This window comes from Nocardia rhizosphaerihabitans, assembly GCF_014646295.1.
GTDB lineage: Bacteria > Actinomycetota > Actinomycetes > Mycobacteriales > Mycobacteriaceae > Nocardia > Nocardia rhizosphaerihabitans.
Genome location: NZ_BMNE01000003.1, coordinates 314,608 through 331,459, shown reverse-complemented (window position 1 = coordinate 331,459; position 16,852 = coordinate 314,608). Strand labels below are relative to the sequence as shown.

At 66.6% G+C, this 16,852-nt stretch carries 16 protein-coding genes; 6 read left to right on the top strand and 10 right to left on the bottom strand.

Going from position 1 to position 16,852, the window contains the following annotated elements; genetic code table 11:
- Window positions 1-29: 29 nt before the first annotated feature.
- The 7 genes from IEY60_RS14375 to IEY60_RS14345 all read right to left on the bottom strand — a co-directional run bounded on the left by IEY60_RS14375 (window position 30) and on the right by IEY60_RS14345 (window position 5,857).
- Window positions 30-773 carry an SDR family NAD(P)-dependent oxidoreductase gene (locus IEY60_RS14375; RefSeq protein WP_373291716.1) on the bottom strand — a complete coding sequence of 248 codons (744 nt, stop codon included), beginning with the start codon at window positions 771-773 and terminating at the stop codon, window positions 30-32.
- Between the two features lie 84 nt (window positions 774-857).
- Window positions 858-1,508 (bottom strand): TetR/AcrR family transcriptional regulator, encoded by a 651-nt coding sequence (locus tag IEY60_RS14370; protein ID WP_229739822.1) that lies wholly within the window; start codon window positions 1,506-1,508, stop codon window positions 858-860.
- A 223-nt stretch (window positions 1,509-1,731) separates the two neighbouring features.
- The gene (locus tag IEY60_RS14365) at window positions 1,732-3,054 is read right to left on the bottom strand and encodes an NAD(P)/FAD-dependent oxidoreductase (protein WP_189028212.1); all 1,323 of its coding nucleotides are present in this window, start codon (window positions 3,052-3,054) and stop codon (window positions 1,732-1,734) included.
- A 38-nt stretch (window positions 3,055-3,092) separates the two neighbouring features.
- Entirely contained in the window at window positions 3,093-4,079 is a 987-nt protein-coding gene (locus tag IEY60_RS14360) for a hypothetical protein (RefSeq protein WP_189028210.1), read from the bottom strand.
- Window positions 4,080-4,088: 9 nt separating this feature from the next.
- Complete coding sequence (locus IEY60_RS14355; RefSeq protein WP_189028208.1) at window positions 4,089-4,490, bottom strand: RidA family protein; 402 nt, start codon at window positions 4,488-4,490, stop codon at window positions 4,089-4,091.
- A gap of 22 nt (window positions 4,491-4,512) precedes the next feature.
- Entirely contained in the window at window positions 4,513-5,346 is an 834-nt protein-coding gene (locus IEY60_RS14350; RefSeq protein WP_189028206.1) for a phytanoyl-CoA dioxygenase family protein, read from the bottom strand.
- Between the two features lie 115 nt (window positions 5,347-5,461).
- Window positions 5,462-5,857 (bottom strand): acyl-CoA thioesterase, encoded by a 396-nt coding sequence (locus IEY60_RS14345; protein WP_189028204.1) that lies wholly within the window; start codon window positions 5,855-5,857, stop codon window positions 5,462-5,464.
- A 255-nt stretch (window positions 5,858-6,112) separates the two neighbouring features.
- Between IEY60_RS14345 and IEY60_RS14340 the strand changes: the two genes are divergently transcribed.
- Window positions 6,113-7,531 carry an MFS transporter gene (locus tag IEY60_RS14340; RefSeq protein WP_229739821.1) on the top strand — a complete coding sequence of 473 codons (1,419 nt, stop codon included), beginning with the start codon at window positions 6,113-6,115 and terminating at the stop codon, window positions 7,529-7,531.
- A gap of 150 nt (window positions 7,532-7,681) precedes the next feature.
- Entirely contained in the window at window positions 7,682-8,332 is a 651-nt protein-coding gene (locus IEY60_RS14335) for a TetR/AcrR family transcriptional regulator (RefSeq protein ID WP_189028188.1), read from the top strand.
- Window positions 8,333-8,344: 12 nt separating this feature from the next.
- Here IEY60_RS14335 and IEY60_RS14330 read toward each other — a convergent pair whose 3' ends face one another.
- Complete coding sequence (locus tag IEY60_RS14330) at window positions 8,345-9,856, bottom strand: long-chain-fatty-acid--CoA ligase (protein ID WP_189028186.1); 1,512 nt, start codon at window positions 9,854-9,856, stop codon at window positions 8,345-8,347.
- Between the two features lie 998 nt (window positions 9,857-10,854).
- Between IEY60_RS14330 and IEY60_RS14325 the strand changes: the two genes are divergently transcribed.
- The 4 genes from IEY60_RS14325 (at window position 10,855) to IEY60_RS14310 (ending at window position 14,961) form a co-directional block, all read left to right on the top strand.
- Complete coding sequence (locus tag IEY60_RS14325; protein ID WP_189028184.1) at window positions 10,855-11,325, top strand: RrF2 family transcriptional regulator; 471 nt, start codon at window positions 10,855-10,857, stop codon at window positions 11,323-11,325.
- Window positions 11,325-12,545: a globin domain-containing protein gene (locus IEY60_RS14320; protein ID WP_189028182.1), complete on the top strand. Its 1,221-nt coding sequence runs from the start codon at window positions 11,325-11,327 to the stop codon at window positions 12,543-12,545. Before IEY60_RS14325 ends, IEY60_RS14320 begins: the two co-directional genes overlap by 1 nt.
- 113 nt (window positions 12,546-12,658) lie before the next feature.
- Window positions 12,659-13,393, top strand: a complete 735-nt coding sequence (locus tag IEY60_RS14315; RefSeq protein WP_189028180.1) for a Crp/Fnr family transcriptional regulator — start codon at window positions 12,659-12,661, stop codon at window positions 13,391-13,393.
- A 206-nt stretch (window positions 13,394-13,599) separates the two neighbouring features.
- Window positions 13,600-14,961, top strand: a complete 1,362-nt coding sequence (locus tag IEY60_RS14310; protein WP_189028178.1) for an MFS transporter — start codon at window positions 13,600-13,602, stop codon at window positions 14,959-14,961.
- Window positions 14,962-14,969: 8 nt separating this feature from the next.
- Here the strand turns inward: IEY60_RS14310 and IEY60_RS14305 are convergent, their stop codons facing one another.
- Both IEY60_RS14305 and IEY60_RS14300 read right to left on the bottom strand, forming a co-directional pair.
- Window positions 14,970-15,791: a class II glutamine amidotransferase gene (locus tag IEY60_RS14305; protein WP_189028176.1), complete on the bottom strand. Its 822-nt coding sequence runs from the start codon at window positions 15,789-15,791 to the stop codon at window positions 14,970-14,972.
- A 147-nt stretch (window positions 15,792-15,938) separates the two neighbouring features.
- Entirely contained in the window at window positions 15,939-16,769 is an 831-nt protein-coding gene (locus IEY60_RS14300; RefSeq protein ID WP_189028174.1) for an SAM-dependent methyltransferase, read from the bottom strand.
- Between the last annotated feature and the right edge of the window lie 83 nt (window positions 16,770-16,852).

The window sequence follows — 16,852 nt, the reverse complement described above, 5'->3', positions numbered from 1 at the left end:
GGTGGTCTCGGATTGGGCCGATGCCGGTTTCATCGGCCAACCCGCCTCGAGTAGCTGACAAGACGCACGATGGCGTCGCCGACATCGTGCTCGCCGGATGGCGCCGGGGCGGTGGCCGACCCGGCGTATTCGGACTGTGCGGTGTCGAGCACGACCGCGTCGACCCGTACGGTCGGCGAGAGCTCGACCGCCAATTGTTCGGTGAGGGATAGCAGCGCCGCGTTGGCCGCGGCGTACAGCCCGAGGCCGGCATCGGATCCGGTCTCGCCGATGGTGTTGACGACCACGCCGCCGTGCTCGCTCATCCAGGCGCGCGCCACGAGTGAGGTCCAGAGGATCGGCTCCCACAAGGTCACACCACAGGTCTTGGTGAATCGCAGGTAGTCCTGATCGATGATCCGGCCACGGGCGTGGTTGGTGCCCGCGGTGTTGATCAAGATGTCGATGCTGCCGAATCGCTCGATCGCCGCGTCCACACATCGTTGGGCTGCTGCTTGGTCGACGGCTCGGGCAGCCATGCCGACAGCGTTGCCACCCACTTCGGCGGCAGTGGCGTCCGCGGCTTCCTGGCTGCGCGCGATCAGCACCACGTTGCCGCCGGCGGCATCAATCGCTTTCGCCGCAGCAACACCGACGCCAAGGGAACCACCGGTAACGATGGCTGTGCGGCCGGACACAGTGGTGACCGGCGCTTCGCGTGTGCTCGCTACACCCATCGGGCCTTCTATCTGGTGATGCCGGACGATACCGCGCGACAGGCTCACAACGGACATCGTCGGACTTTTCTCAAAGTCGAATCGTGTTCGAGTTTACCGGCCCGGCGGTGCGTCGTCAACGGTCAGGCGCGACCTCGTCGCTCAACGCCCGCGGCCGCGGCTCTCCAGCTGTGGCGAGTACGTGTCGAGGTAGGCGGTGACCAGGCGTTTCAACTCGGAGATGGTGGGCCCGTCGCCGGACACCGACCGTCGAAATGCCACGTCGAACAGCCGGCTACCGGCTTCGAACGCGAGCTCGACGGCGAGCTCAGGAGTGTCGTCCGCGAGGAAGCCCCGGTCGATCAGATAGCGCCGGATCCTCTCGGCTTGCGCTTCGTCGAAGGCTTGGACGACCTCGCCGATCGCCGGGGAACGCCCGAAATACCAGAGTTCGACGAAGCTCGGGAACTCCCGGCAGTACGCGAGCGACAGGTCGACGATCGTGTCGATGGCCTGGCCCAGGTTCTTCGAGGACCGCTGCTCGAACGCAGCGGTGATACGGAGGTTCAACTCCTCCGAGTGACGGCGCGCCAACTCGACGTCGACATGGTTGCGATCGGCGAAGTAGTGGTAGATCGATGCCAGCGGGATGCCCGTCCGTTCGCCGATCGCCTTCAACGTCGCCGCTTCGTAGCCTTGCTCACGGAGCAGCGCCTCCGCCGCTTCCAGTATCGCCTGCACACGCTCGACTCCGCGGCGCTGCACCGGCGCCGGACGCGCGGAGGCCTTCGGACTCACCGAGTTATCGAACACGATTCCAGATCGTATCAACGAAACTCCTGACGGCGCCGGCATCGGATATCCGGTACCGGACGTGCAGGAGGGGCGGCTGGTCGGACCGCGTAGCCCAGGCGCTCACCGGACCACTGTCAGATGACTGGATCAACGCAAACGCTCGGCGGGGAATCCCAGCCGAGCGTCTGCGTGAGTCGACTCCGATTCGACAGGGGCACAGTGCGATTCGGCGAACGTAAACCTAACGGCCGACGCGGCGGTCACCGATCCGGTCGGCCAGCCAGGCCGCTCGCAGCACCGGGTTGTGCAGGTACAGCGAACGAGGGAAACGGTTCTCCGACTGCCACCACGGCATCATGTCCTCGTGGATCTCGTCGCTGGTCAGGTGATCGGCAAGCAGGCTCCCGAGGTAGGGCGCCTGGCCGAGACCGTGACCGTTGCAGCCGATGGCGTAGTAGACGTTCTTCGACGCCTTGCCGACCACGGGTGCCCGCGAGGACGTCATCGCGATCCAGCCGCCCCATGTCTTGGTCACGGCAACATCGCGCAGCGACGGGAACCGAGCACGGAAGGCATCGGTGAGGTCGGCGACCACGTCGGGATCCGAGATACGTTCCACGACAGGGTTCTTCCCGATCTTCAGCTGGCGAACACCCACTGCGATCGTGCCGGCCGGGGTCAGGTGGTAGCTCTCCATCACATTGTGCTTGGTCGCCAGGCCCGCGCGGCTGGTCCAACCGGTGGCGACGATGCGCTCGCGCTCGACCGGCGCGGTCTCGATCATGTTGACCCACACCGGCCGTGAGAGCCGTCGCGGCGTGATCGCCAACTCGGGAGCCCACGCGTTGTTGGCCAGCACGACCTTCTTCGCGCGTACCCGGCCCAGCGGCGTGATCACCATCGCGGCCGAACCGACGTCCTCCACCGACTGCACGGGTGACTGCTCGAACACCCGCACCCCCGAACCGAGAAGCGCCCCACGCAGACCCAGTGTGAACAGGCCGGGGTTCATGGTGCCCCCCGCAGGGGTCAGCATGCCACCGAGAAAGGTATCGGGCAGGCCGAGTTCGTGCTGGTCACCGACTTCCAGGTGCGCGCCGGCGGCGAGCAGGGCCTGCGCGTCGCGCTGTGCCTTGCGCATCTGGCCCTTGCTGACCGCGGCGCCCACGTTGCCGACCGCTTCGTATTCGCATTCGATGCCGAGCTGCTTGATCAGATCTTCGGCGAACCGCACCGAGGACGCGGAGAACCTGACCAGGTCGCGCAGCAGCTGTGGGTTCACTTTCGCCAGGATCTGCGGTTCGCCGGTCGGCTTGGCCGAGAGCTGTCCGGCATTGCGCGAACTCGCGCCATAGCCACAGAAATCCGATTCGAGCAGGACGACGTCGGCCCCGCGCTCGGCCAGCCGCAGCGCGGTCGCCATGCCGCCGAGACCGCCACCGACCACGGCGACGTCACAGCTCGTCGTGGCGTCCAACGGCGCGGTGCTGTCGGTCGGCCGGTCGACCCAACCGGTGAAGGTGGTGTACCGGGGGCCACAGTCCGCTAGTGGACTTCCATTCATGTTGTGCTCCTGTCCTTTTCGGATGACGGCGCGGAGGTTCAGATACCGAGTTGCACGGGGGTGTGCAGGCCGCCTGGCAACGACCCGAACGCGCCGGCGGCGTGCACGATGCGTGCCGCGGTACCCGGATACGGGTCGGGTGCGGGAGTGATCTTCAGGGTGCATGCGGAGCCGTCCCCGCCGGTCGCGGTGACGAACATCGACCGCTGGTAGCCCTCGAACGATCCTTGGGGCAGGCCCTTCCAGGCGATGCGGACACGTTCGCGACCGTCGTGGATCACCACGGCGGCCTGATCGAATCCCACCCGGTCGCCCGGGCTTATCTCGATCCCGATCACCTCGGTGGCGGCGTCGGCGACCACGAAGCCGCCCTCCACCTTCGTCTCATACCCGGTGAGGCCGAGGACGTCGGCGATCATCGCCGCGGACTCGTGCAGCACACCGCCCACCGGGCCGGGCGTGCCCGGGGTGGCCGGTGTGCCGAGACCCATTTCGTCGGCCAGCACGCCCCGGCCCCACGGGGTGATGTCGGACCGGGATTCGCCGACGATCGATACGGGCGAGGGCAGCGCGCTGCTCAGCAGCGCCGGCAGTACATCGAGCCAGAAGCCGGGCAGCATGCCGGTGCCGACGACCCGGGCCCCGGTTTCGGCGGCGCGCGTATTCCACCGGGTGTACAGCTCGGGATCGAGAGTCACCCGGGGATGGACGAAGCAGGCGTGGACAAGGTCGACGCCTGCATCGACGCACAGGTCGATCGCCCGGTGCAGAACTTCACCTTTCAGGCCCGCGTAGGCCAGGACGTCGAACTCTCCGGAACGGATCGCGCCCTCCAGATCGGTGGTCGCGGTGACGCCGAGGGCCGGGCCACCGGTCAGCGTGCCGATGTCGCGACCCGCTTGCTCGTCGAAGAAGACGATCGCGGTGGTCAGCGTGTGCGGACTGGCCGCGATCGCACCGACGAGCTGGGTGGCCGCGCGGCCGGTTCCGTAGAGACCGATCCGTCGTGCCTGCGTCGAATCCACTACCGCTCCTCAGTCGTTGGCGTAGGCGACGACGCGGACTTCGCACAGGAACTCCGGGCGGGCGAGGTGAGTGACGCCGATTCCGGTCCAGCACGGGTACGGCGCCTTGATGTACTCGTCCTTGACCTTGCCGAAAACCTCACCGTCGCGGGCCATATCGGTGTGGTAGGTGAGCAGTTCGATGATGTTGTCCATCGAAGAGCCCGCCGCTTCCAGCGCCTGCTTGATGCCCTCGAACGCGAACCGGGCCTGCGCCTCGATGCCCTCGGCGGGCGCCGAGGTGGCCGGGTCGATACCGACCTGACCGGAGACCCAGACCAGGTCGCCGACGCGGGTGGCCGTCGCGAAATGCAGCTCGTCGTGGTAGCGCTCGGCACGAGCTCCGGGATTGAAATACTGACGCTTGGACATCGAAAACTCCTGGCGGTGAGGGTCAGACGAGCTGCTGGAAGACTGGTGAGCGGAACGGGTCGCCTTCGTTCAGCTTCGCCATCTCCTCGGTGAAGAGCACGCCGTTGCGGACATAGCGGGGGTTGGTCCTCGGCAGTTCCCGGAATTTCGCGTCGTCACCGAAGAAGCGAAGAACGAGGGTGTGGCGGTCCGGGCAGTCGGCATCGACTGCCGCGCCACCGTGCAGCGACCGCGGGTGCAGGAACACCACGTCGCCGGGATTCACCTCGAACGAGACGAGATCCCATGAGTCGGGGTCCTTTTCCAGGTCCTTGTCGATCCACGGCAGCCGTGGCAGCGATCCGTCGCCGTAGAGCGGGTCGGTCGGATCGTCGGCGTTGGCGAAGCTGGCACCGTCGTACTCGATCCCCTTCCAGCTGCCACGCACGACCTCGAGCGAGTTCTTCTTGGGGATGTGCTGGAACGAGACCCAGGCATTGCCCCAGTGCGGGCCCGCCCACGGCAGATTCGAGGTGTCCTGATGGAAGGGCCCACGTCCGCTCGCGCCGTTCTCCTTGACGAAGACCTCTTCGGCGAAGTACCAGACATGCTCGGAATCCCACAGTTCGGCGAAGAACTCGCCGAACGGCAGCCGGGTCATCAGCTCGTCGAGCCGTTCCTTGGCAGCGGGATTGGCATTGTCGATGTGGGTCTGCAGGCTCGTCCCGTCGAGCCGCCGGAAAACGAACGGGCCCGGGTTGGCGACGTTCCACTGGAAGACCTCGTACAGCTCCGCTAGCTGTTCGGGGTCGAGGAAGTTGCGGACGACGGTCGCGCCGTCTTCCCAGAAGGCCTTCTTCACCGATTCGTCGATCATGGTGTCTCCTGACTGCTTTGGGGTGACGTCGACCACGCTAGCGACCACCCACGATTTGCACAACAGTTGTTTTGTAAATTATTCACGTCGATCCCGGCAGCGGCATCGCAGGCCACTACCCAGCGACGAGCAGCGACTTCTCCACTCCGGCCAGCGGGCGGCCGGCGGATCGTTCACGATCCCAGGCGACAACCACACTGACGGCGTCGACCACTACGACCCCGGACGCGGTCAGTAGCCGTTCACGCAACCTGACACTGGACGAACCGACGTGCTCCACCGCGAACGAGCCGAACAGCGTCCACTCACCCAGGGCGGCGGGGGCACGGAAGTCCACCTCCAGTCGGGCGACGACATAGTCCCAGTTCGACGTCTGCAGACCGACGACGCGCTCGAGCCAGCGACCCCGCCCGTCGTCGAGGAGCCCGACCAGAGCCATGTGCGAGACATGTCGATAGGCATCCACGTCGGTCCAGCGCACGGGAATCTCGATGAGCTGCGATGATCCCATTTCTCCCACCTCCCACTTTTCAGGACCGCGAGGCGAACGACGTGCGCCGGGTCGCCAGCGCGGCCGGTGGCCAGAGTTTACACAACTACTGTTGTGCAAATCACGGCCGCCGGTTAGTGTGGTGTGGGTCACCCGTTGAACCGAGGGGTATCGCCCCGGTACGGGAGGCCATTCCGCTCGCAGGCGTCCCCTTTCGTGCCGACGCCTCCATCCCCATCACGCCGCGAAGGCGTGATCGACTTCAGTGAGCACACCGTGACACAACAGCCCACCCTCACCGACCGTGTCAGCCCGCGTCCGCACGGACCCGACATCGTCGCCCGGCTCGACCGGCTTCCCGTGTTGAAGCCACACATCGTGTGGATCGCGCTGATCGCCGTCAACCTGATGATCGAGTACTACGACAACGGCCTGTTCATCTACATCGCGCCCGCACTCCAGTCCGACGCGAACCTCACCACGGGCCAGATCGGCACGATCGGCAGCGCATTCTTCGTCGGCATGCTCATCGGCGCGCTCATCGGCGGACGGCTGGCCGACCGATTCGGCCGCCGCACGGTGCTGGTGTGGGCGACAGTGGTCTATTCGCTGGCCTCCCTGATGTCGGCGGCCCTGCCCGAGTATTCCTGGATGCTGCTCTCCCGCATCATCACCGGCATCGGCGTGCAGGCGGCGACCTCGATCCTGCTGGTGTACATCGCCGAGATGTTCCCCGCGAGATCCCGGGGACGATTCGTCGCCGTCGCCACGATCGCCTTCACCGTCACCGCGCCGGTCCTCGGCGCGCTGGCGCTGTTCCTGCTGCCCAACAGCGCTCCCGGCACGTGGCGTTATCTGTTCCTGTTCGGCGCCATCGGTCTGATCATCGCTCCCGCCATCCGCTTCCTGCTCCCGGAATCGGTGCGCTGGCAAGTCGCCCAGGGTGACCTCGACGCGGCCGACAAGCAGGTCGCCGACCTCGAGGCTCATGCCGTGCGCGCGGGGAAGCCGTTGCCGGAGCCGATCGTCCGCGCCGAAGCCGGCACCAACTTCACCTTGCGTGAACTGCTGCGGAACCGGAACATCCTGCGCCTGGTCGCCATTGTCGGCTTCGGCTGGTTCGGCGCCACGCTCGGCCTGTACATGTATCAGAACTGGTCGGTGTATGTGCTGATCGATTCGCTGCACTACTCCGAGTCCGACGCCTACAGCCTCCAGTTCGTCTGGTCCCTCGTCTATGCGGTCACCCCGCTGGCCACCGCGCTCCTGATCGACCGGGTGGAACGCAAGACGCTCATTCTGTGGTCGTCGCTGGCCTCGGCTTTGCCGATCCTGGCGCTCGGCCTGGCCACCAGCAACCTCGTCGTGGCCATCGCGGGCGGCGCGGCGGGAATTCTCACCGGTGTCGTCTTCTCCGTGTACTACGCCTACATTCCCGAGACGATGCCGACCGAGGCACGTGGTCTCGGCACCGGCGTGATCTTCAGTATCGGCCGGTTCGGTGGCGTCGTGTCCGGCGTTCTCGGCGCCGCCATCTACAGCGCCGACGAGTGGGGGCTGGACCGATCCGGCCTGATGATCGGGGCTGCCGCGGTGTACGTCGTGTCCGCGCTCGTGGTGTTCGGGTTGGGTCCGAAGACAGCCAACAGATCGCTGGAAGAGGTATCGGCGAACGAGCTCCGAACGACCGACTGATCACGCCCCGACGCAGGTGGGCCGCCGGGCCAGGAAAGGCCCGGCGGCCCGTTGCCGTCGACAGCAGCTGGATCACATCGTCGTGCATTTCCTGCACCGCCACGTGCCCGAGAGTCGAACAGAGGCAACGACGATGTGATGATGTGAACCATGCTGACGCAGAACAGCCCGGAGGACCCCGCGCTACCGGCACGTCCGGCGCGGGGGCCCGGACGCCCGGTGGGCGATCACGAGGAGAAGCGGGCTGAGCTGCTCGCCGCGGCGACCAAGGTCATCGCCGAGCACGGGTTCGCCAAAACGTCCCTGCGCAAAGTCGCCGAACGCGCGGGATACACCACAGGCGCGGTGACCTACTATTTCGCCAACAAAGGCGACCTCGTCCTCGCGCTCGCGGAGAGCCGCTTCGACCGCTTTGACAAGCTGCTCGATTCCGTCGCGCCGGAGGCCGATATCCGCACGCTGGTGCAGCGATGGTTCGAGATGTCGGTCGGGGAACCCGAATTCTCCATCGTGATGTCGCAACTGCTGGCCAACCTGCAGTTCGACGCGAAATTGAAAGACACCCTGGTCCGGCGCTATGCCGACTACCGGGCGCGCTTCGCCGAGATCGTCCGGGAAGGCCAGCGCCGCGGCACGATCCGCGACGACATCCCCGCCGCAGTCCTCGCCGATCAAATCGGCGCGATGGGCGATGGATTCGCGGTCGTCACACCGCTGGAACTCCAGGATTTCGGACCCGAGAGGATCGACGAGATCCTCGACGGCGTGATCCGGCTCCTCGCTCCCGTCGGGAACGGATGAGCCGGACCGAATTCAGCCCCGGCGCAGCTCGCGCTTGAGAATCTTGCCCGTGGCGCCCTTCGGGAGCTCGGGCATCAGGTGGAACGTGCGCGGGTATTTGTAGGCGGCCAGATGCTGTCTGGTGTAGGCGGTCAGCGCCTGCTCGTCGACGGTGCTGCCGGGTCGCAGCACCACGAAGGCCTCGACCTCCTCACCGAGACGCGGGTCGGGCCGACCGATCACCGCGGCTTCCACGATGTCGGGGTGATCGTAGAGGACCTCTTCGATTTCGCGCGGATACACGTTGTAGCCGCCGCGCACGATGAGGTCTTTGAGCCGGTCGACGATGAAAAAGAATCCGTCGCCATCGCGATACCCCAGATCGCCGGTGTGCAGCCACCCGTCGCGGATGGTCTGCGCCGTCGCCTCGGGACGGTTGAAATACCCCTTCATCACGCAATGGCCGCGCACGACCACCTCACCGACGTGCTCGGCACCGGCAGGCAGCGCCGCGCCGTCCGTGCCGAGAATCGTCATCTCCACACCCCAGATCGGCTTGCCGATCGAGAGCACCTTGCGTTCGGCCGCACTGATGTTGAAGCACGCGCTGCTCGACGTCTCGGAAAGGCCGTAGCCTTCGAGGATCACCACGCCGGGGAATTTCTCCTCGAATCCGCGAATGACCTCGCCGGGGATCGACGCGCCGCCGGACACCGCCGCGCGCAACGAGCCGATCTCGCGGTCGGCGAGATCGGTGCCGAGGAAGGCGGTGAACATCGTCGGCACCCCGATCAACACCGAGACATTGTGCTTCTGCATCGCGTCGAGGGCGGCCTCCACCTCGAAACGCGGCAGCAGCGCGACGCTGCTACCGAACCGTGCGGCGGTGTTCAGCACGCTCGACAGGCCGAACACATGGAACAGCGGCAGCACGCCGAGGGTCACGTCCTCGGGGGTCATGCCGAAATGGCGGGGCGCCATCGTGCAATTCATGAAGAGCGAGAAGTGCGTGAGCTCAGCGCCTTTCGGGCGCCCCGTGGTTCCCGAGGTGTAGAGCAGGACCGCGGTGTCGTCCGCCGTCGCCGGATGCAGGCCGTCGAAAACCTCAGCCTCCAGCAGGCGATCGAAGGCTTCGGTACCGACCGACGGATCCTCTCCGACGACCACGATGTCGGTGACGCCGGCGCGTGCGGCGCCGTCCAGCGCCGAGGCGGTCGAGAACGTGGAGGTGACCAGCATTCGTGACCCACTGTCGGTCAGGTGGTGTTCGATCTCCCGCGCGGTGAACAGCGGATTCAACGGCACCATCACCAACCCCGCTTTGAGGATGGCGAAGTAGGTGGTGACGAACTCGGGGACATTGGGCAGCTGGACGGCCACCTTGTCGCCGGGCGCGAGACCGCGGTCCCGCAGCGATCGCGCGATCCGACCGGAACTCTCGTCCACGTCCCGGTAGGTCAACGTCCGCTCCCCCGCGTGCAGAAAGGGCGCGTCGGGCCGTTCAGCGGTCGAATCTCGCAGGATGGTGGCCAGGTTGAACGACATGTCGATGTCCTCTCCGATCAGATCCGAGCACCCGGTCAGGACAGCAGTAGTCAGTCATTCCCTCACCCGGCAAAATCACTAAGCGCTTGCTTAGCAATTAAGATAACACTCGATTCGTAAACCCGTCACAGGTTTCGCGCACCGATTCGGATGAGATGTGTTCGAACCATCGCTCACCCTCCTGAAGGTTCAGCGATGGTGCGAGATCGCGACACGCGGTCGCTCGGTTACCAGGTCACTTCACTGGTCATCTCGGACGGGTCTGTCCGGCCGTGTGGCATCGTCGTCGCCCTGCTTCGGCCCGATTCTGCGCGGCATCACCCTCGGCCGAGCACCCCTGGGCGCATCGTCGGTACCGGCACGTCGCCGGCGCGACGCGCCGAGGTCGATGACGTTGTGTTCATGCTCGGCGTTCTCGCCCGCCTGCGCCGCGGCGTCGACCGGCCACGAACCCGAGCTCTGCAACTCCGCTCGAGTCACCGGACGGGTAGGTGCCGGATCGTAGACAGCCTCCGGGGGCCAAGGCCGGCGCCGGGCTTCGCCGACATCCTCTCGGCCTCGGCGCGGCCGCCTCGGCAGCCGGACAACGTTCGACGCCCGGCCCTCGGACGCACCAGGACCATCTTCGGAGGCCTTCATCTCTTCTCACTTCCGCCGCAGCCGCTCCAGCGCATCGAATCGACTTCCGCCAGGTTCCCTCGCGAACCTGCCCCGGCATCCTGGTCCGACATCGAACTAACCGCTGACAGGCGTCGCGGCACCCGCCGTTCCCAGAACGGACAGTGCCTCGAACTTCGGCTTCGGTCTCTCGATCACCTCCACATTCTGCCTCAAAGCCCCTATCACCCGCCTTCGACCCGGTGGGAGCCTGCGGGCCGCCTGCGTCATCGCCGAGGGCTCACGCCCCGCTGTGACGGCAATTACGCAGCGCCGTGCGTAATCGAAGACACCGCTGATCAGGGCGAATACGGGGTTCGCCGGGCGGTAGCGTCGAAGCCATGCAGCTGACCGCGTCGACCGATATCGGCCTGCGCGCCGTAATGCGACTGGCCGCGGCCGACCAGGCGGGCGACCGGGTGACGATCAAGGCGATCGCCCACCAGGTCGGCGCCTCCGAACGCACCGTGTCCACCGTGGTGGCCCGGCTCGTCGAGATCGGCGTGATCGCGACGACCCGCGGCCGCGGCGGCGGGCTGGTGCTCACCGACACCGCGCGCTCGACGACGCTCGGGACATTGATCCGGCACTTGGAACAACGTCCCGAGGTCGTCGACTGCGCGGGGCCGCCGTCGTGCCCGATGATCGCGGGGTGCCGTCTGCGCCATGTCCTGGCGCAGGCCGCCGAGGCGTTCTATCGCGAGCTCGACCGGTTCACGGTGGCCGATCTCGTCGCCGGTTCGGCCGGACAGCTGCTGCCGTTGCGCGCGCGGACATCGCACCGCGCGCCCGCTGACGCCGAGGAGCCCTGATGACCGCACCCACCCGCTCACACCCCGAACTCGCTCCGGCGCAGGCCGAGATCGTGCGCGCGACACTCCCGGCGATCGCCGCCGCCGTCGACGAGATCACCACCGTCTTCTACCGGACCCTGTTCGGCAACCACCCCGCATTGCTGCGCGATCTGTTCAATCGCGGCAACCAGGCCCAGGGCAGTCAGTCCCGCGCGCTGGCCGCCTCGATCGCCACCTTCGCGACCTACCTCGTCGACCCCGCCCTGCCACATCCGTCGGCCATGCTGTCCAGGATCGGGCACAAGCACGCCTCCCTCGGCATCACCGCCGATCAGTACCAGGTGGTGCACGACAACCTGTTCGCCGCGATCGTGGAGGTTCTCGGCGCGGACGTGGTCACCGCGCCGGTCGCCGACGCGTGGGATCGGGTGTACTGGCTGATGGCCGACGCGCTGATCGATCTGGAGAAGCAGCTCTACATCGAGGCCGGGGTGCAGCCGGGTCAGATGTTTCGCACTGTGACGGTGACCGAGCGCAGCGACGATCCGGCAGGTGTCGCCGTTTTCCGGGTCCGTGCCGTCAACCCGGCCGAAGAACTCCCTGGATTCATTGCGGGGCAATACATCTCGGTGGGGGTGCGACTACCCGACGGCGCGCGGCAACTGCGGCAGTACAGCCTGATCGAGGCGGGTGGGGACGGCACGCTGGCGTTCGCGGTCAAACGGGTCGCCGCGACACCGGGATGCCCGGCCGGTGAGGTGTCGACCTGGCTGCACGAGCGGGTCGCGACCGGCGACACACTCGAGATCTCGCTGCCTTTCGGCGATCTGACGATCGACCCGGACGCCACCACACCGCTGGTGCTGATCTCGGCGGGCGTCGGCGTGACTCCGATGGTGGGAATCCTCGAACATCTCGCGGCCCGTGATCCGGGTAGGCCGGTTCAGGTGCTGCACGCCGATCGCAGCGCCGACACCCATCCCCTGCGCACGCGGGTGCTCGCCCTCGTCGACCGTCTCGACCGAGCTGAGGTCGCGTTCTGGTACGCCGAGGAAACAGACGGCGCGCATCGGGGCCGGCTGGATCTGTCGGCGATCGCCCTGCCCGGCGACGCCGAGATCTACGTGTGCGGTGGTGACGGTTTCCTCGATACGGTGCGCGCGCAACTGACCGCGGCAGGAATTCCCGCCCAGCGGGTGCACATCGAACAGTTCACCCCCACCGATTGGCGCCGATGAGAGTTACGCGCCCGAGACGTGGTGCGCGGCGGTAGCGCCGCCATCGCCTTCCGTCGTCTTCGCGAGGATAATTGTCAGCGGATGACGGGTTCGTCTACGACCAGGAGTCAGCGATGATCCACAGCCATCGGGCGTTCTCCCACCTGGTCCACGCGATGGGTGAGGAGTCGTTCGACGACGACCAGTTGCGTCATGCGGCCTGGATCGCGCGATGCGCCGGCCGCGGTCCGACCGCGCCACTGAACCTCGGTGAGTTCACCGAACTCGCCGACCGGGTCGAGATCGGGCCACTCGCGGCCGGGACGCTGGTGTTCTCCGCGGGTGCACCCGCCGACGGGGTGTGGATGGTCAAGCAAGGCCGGGTCGAATTGTCGGTGGGCTCCGAGCGGGGTCGTACGGTCGTCGATGTGCTTCGTCCCGGCGACGTCGACGGTGACATCGCCCTGCTGCTGGGGATGCCACTGGCCTACACCGCGCGCACGCTCACCGAAGCGAGCTGCATGTTCCTGCCGGCTTCGGCCTTCGAGGCGCTGCTCGCCAACGATCCCGCGATCGCCCGCCGCTGGTTTTCCAGCGTCGCCCAGCGGGTTTCGGCCGGTCAGGGACGATTGATCAACATGCTCGGCCGCCCGCTGCCCACCCAGGTCGCCCAGCTGCTGCTCGACGAGGCCGTCGACGGTTCGGTCCACCTCGCCCAGCGCACCCTCGCCGCCATGCTCGGTGTGCAACGCCCGTCGTTGACCAAGACCCTCAAAGAGTTCGAACGCCACGACCTGATCAGCATCGACGACGACACCATCAGCATCATCGATGCCGAACGACTGCGCCGACTCGAGTCGGCACACTGAACACACTCGGTTCACCCGTTCCGGGTGATGTCGCGACCGGTCTGTAGGTGGTTCGCTTGGCCTCGGATCTCTGTGGCCCACCCATCGAGGAGTGCTTGTGAGCGCGCACCCACCGACCGCCGAACACGGCGAACTCGATCGCGGCGTGGCCGGGACCAGACCGACGGCCGGGTGATCCGGTGTCGCGGACGAGCGGTCCCGAAGTCATGAGCGCCCCGCGCGGGGTGCTGATACCACTGGCTTCGGCGCAGTTCATCTGTAGCTTCGCGGGCTCGAACATGAATGTGATGATCAACGACATCAGCGTCGACCTCGACACCACCGTGCAGGGCGTGCAGGTGGCGATTACGGTCTTCCTGCTGGTGATGGCCGCGTTGATGATCCCCGGTGGCAAACTCACCGAGCGATACGGGCGCAAGCGCTGCTTTCTGGCCGGACTGCTGCTGTACGGCATCGGAGCACTGCTCAGCGCGGTGGCGCCGGGGCTCGGTGTGCTGATTCTGGGCTACTCCATTCTCCAAGGTATCGGCACCGCCCTGCTGATACCTCCCGTCTACATCCTGACCACCCTGTTGTTCACCGACACCGCATCGCGCGCCAAGGCATTCGGGGTGGTCATGGCGATGGGCGGCCTCGGCGCGGCGGCGGGACCGCTGATCGGTGGCCTCATCACCACCGCACTGAGCTGGCGTTCGGCGTTCCTGTTCCAGGCCACTGTCGTCCTGCTCATCGTGGTGCTCGGCCGCCGCATCGACGACCCGCTCCCACCGGATCCGAGCAAGCCCTTCGACATCACCGGCGCGGTGCTGTCGGCGGTCGGGCTGACTCTGATCGTGCTCGGAATCCAGTCCGCCGACAACAACATTCGACTGATGGTCGCCTCGGTGGCCCTGGGTGCGGCGGTACTCGCCTGCTTCGTGCTGAGCATCCGCGCCAAGGAGCGCGCCGGGCGTGAGCCGCTGATCGCGACGAGTATGTTCACCGATCGCGTCGCCGATCTCGGCCTGGTCACCCAACTCACGCAATGGATGCTGCTGATGGGCACCTCCTTCGTGGTGGCGGCCTATCTCCAGGTCGTGCGCGGGTACAACGCCATCGAGACCGGAGTGATCTTCACGGCCGCGACGCTCGGCCTGCTCGCGACGTCGCTGGCCGCAGCACGTCTGGCGCGCAGGCACCCTCAACGCACTCTGATCAGAGCAGGCTTTGTGGTCAGCGTCCTCGGCATCGTCGTCCTGCTCGCGCTGGCCGGCCGTTCCCTGAACCCGTGGGCCTTCGCACCGGGGCTCCTGTTGATCGGACTCGGGCTCGGACTCATGCTCACCCCGTCGGTCACGGTGGTCCAGTCCAGTTTCACCGAGGAGGAACAGGGCGAGATCTCGGGCCTGTCCCGCAGCGTGTCGAATCTCGGCTCCTCCCTCGGAACCGCCCTGACCGGCACCATCCTCGTCGCCGGTCTCACCGGCCGGGCCTACGCCGCCGCGATGATCACCCTCGCCGGTATCGGGCTCCTCGGCTTCCTCGCCGCCACGTTCCTTCCGGACCGCACCATCACCGATCCCCCGTAGCGCTGAGCTCAGCCCGGTGCGATCGGCTCGAAGGAACGAATCGCATCGGCACCGGCGCCCACCACCCCCGCCGACGATTCCGGCACTTCGTTCCACGCGCCCGACAGGTCGCGCAGCGGCTCCGAGACCACGAATCGGGTCTCGGAACCCAGCTCGCGCAGCACCTCGACCTCGGGGTGCAGTGCCCGCAACGCGGACAGTTCGGTCGAGAAGAACAGTGATCGCGATTGCCGCTCACTGGAATAGCGGAAGACCCACAGGAATTCGCCATTGGTGGTCGCAACGGTCATCTGCACCGGATGGTCGACTCCGTACGCGTGTCCGACGTCCTCGACGAAACCGACCGCGCGGGCGACAGCACCGAAGGGATCGTCGACGAGACCGAACGTCAAGGCCAGGTAGAACAGGGTTTCGGTGTCGGTCGAGCCCTCGATCTCGGCGAAGAGCGCCGGTTCGACGGCCGCCAGCAGGTCACGCCGGGTCTCGTGGAAGCCGCGCAGGGCGCCGTTGTGCACCCACAGCCACCGCCCGTGCCGGAACGGGTGACAGTTGCTGCGCTGCACGGCCGTCCCGGTCGAGGCTCGAACGTGCGCGAGCAGCATCGGTGTGCGCACCTGACCCGCGATCTCCCGCAGATTGCGATCGTTCCAGGCCGGTTCGATGCTCTTGTACACCGCGGGCTCGGCGCCGATGCCGTACCAGCCGACACCGAAGCCGTCACCGTTGGTGGTGGTCGCGCCCAGACGTGAGTGCAGGCTCTGGTCGATCAGCGAGTGTTCAGGGCGGAACAACAGATCCTCGGCGAGGATCGGCTCACCCGAGTACGCCATCCACCGGCACATGAATCCATTCAAGCAGAGATGACACCGTCGGCGACAGTAGTTCAATCGTCGCTCATCCTGTACAATGCGCGCTCGACCAAATCGTCCGTCGTCGCCGAACCCGGTTTCCAGGTGGTGCCGATATCCGTTGCGGCGCTATCGTTTGCGGCCGATCCCGCCGACGATGCAGTGTCGGACGTCGTTGAGCGGGGCCAGGTGCGGGCCGTCGGGCCACCAGTCGTCGCAGCGGACCAGGCCGGGTTCGACCATCTCCAGGTCGCCGAACATGGCTCCGATCTCGTCCCTGGTGCGGAAGCGGCCGCTGCCCATCGGGCTGTGGATGAACTTCTCTTCCATCTTGCGGGCCAGTTCGCTGTATTCGGGCGTCTGCGGGTCGTGGAAGTGGGCGATGGCCACGAACGAACCCGAGGGCAGTGCGTCGATGTAGGTCTGCATCAGCGCGGGGCCGTCCTCGCCCAGGTAGTGGTGCAGGGTGCCGATGTGGAACAGCGCCAGCGGGCGGGTGAAGTCGAGTTCGGTGCGGACCGTCTCGTTGCCGAGGACCTCGAGCGGGCGGAAGATGTCGGCCTCGGCGATCCGGGTGCGGCTGTTACCGGCCAGCAGGGCCCGCGCGTGCACGAGCACCGACGGATCGTTGTCGACGTAGACCACCCGCGACTGCGGGTTGACCCGCTGGACCACCTGGTGGGTGTTCTCGGCGGTGGGCAGGCCCGAGCCGAGATCGAGGAACTGGTCGATCCCCGCCTTGGCCAGGAATCGACACGCGCGGATGAGGAAATCGCGGTTGGCCCAGGCCAAGTCGTTGACCTGCGGTGCGACGGTGCGGACCTGGGCCAGCACCTCGCGATCCACCTCGTAGTTGTCTTTGCCGTTGAGTGCGGCATCGTAGACGCGCGCGATGCTCGCGCGCGTGGTGTCCACCCCGACCGGAACGGCGCTGGGGTAGGCGGCAGAGGATTGCGACATCGGGCGCCTCCGGGCTTCGGACCGTCTGTACGAATTCAGCGTAGAGCATCTATTCCGTTGGCACAGAAGCTAACCCGACTACG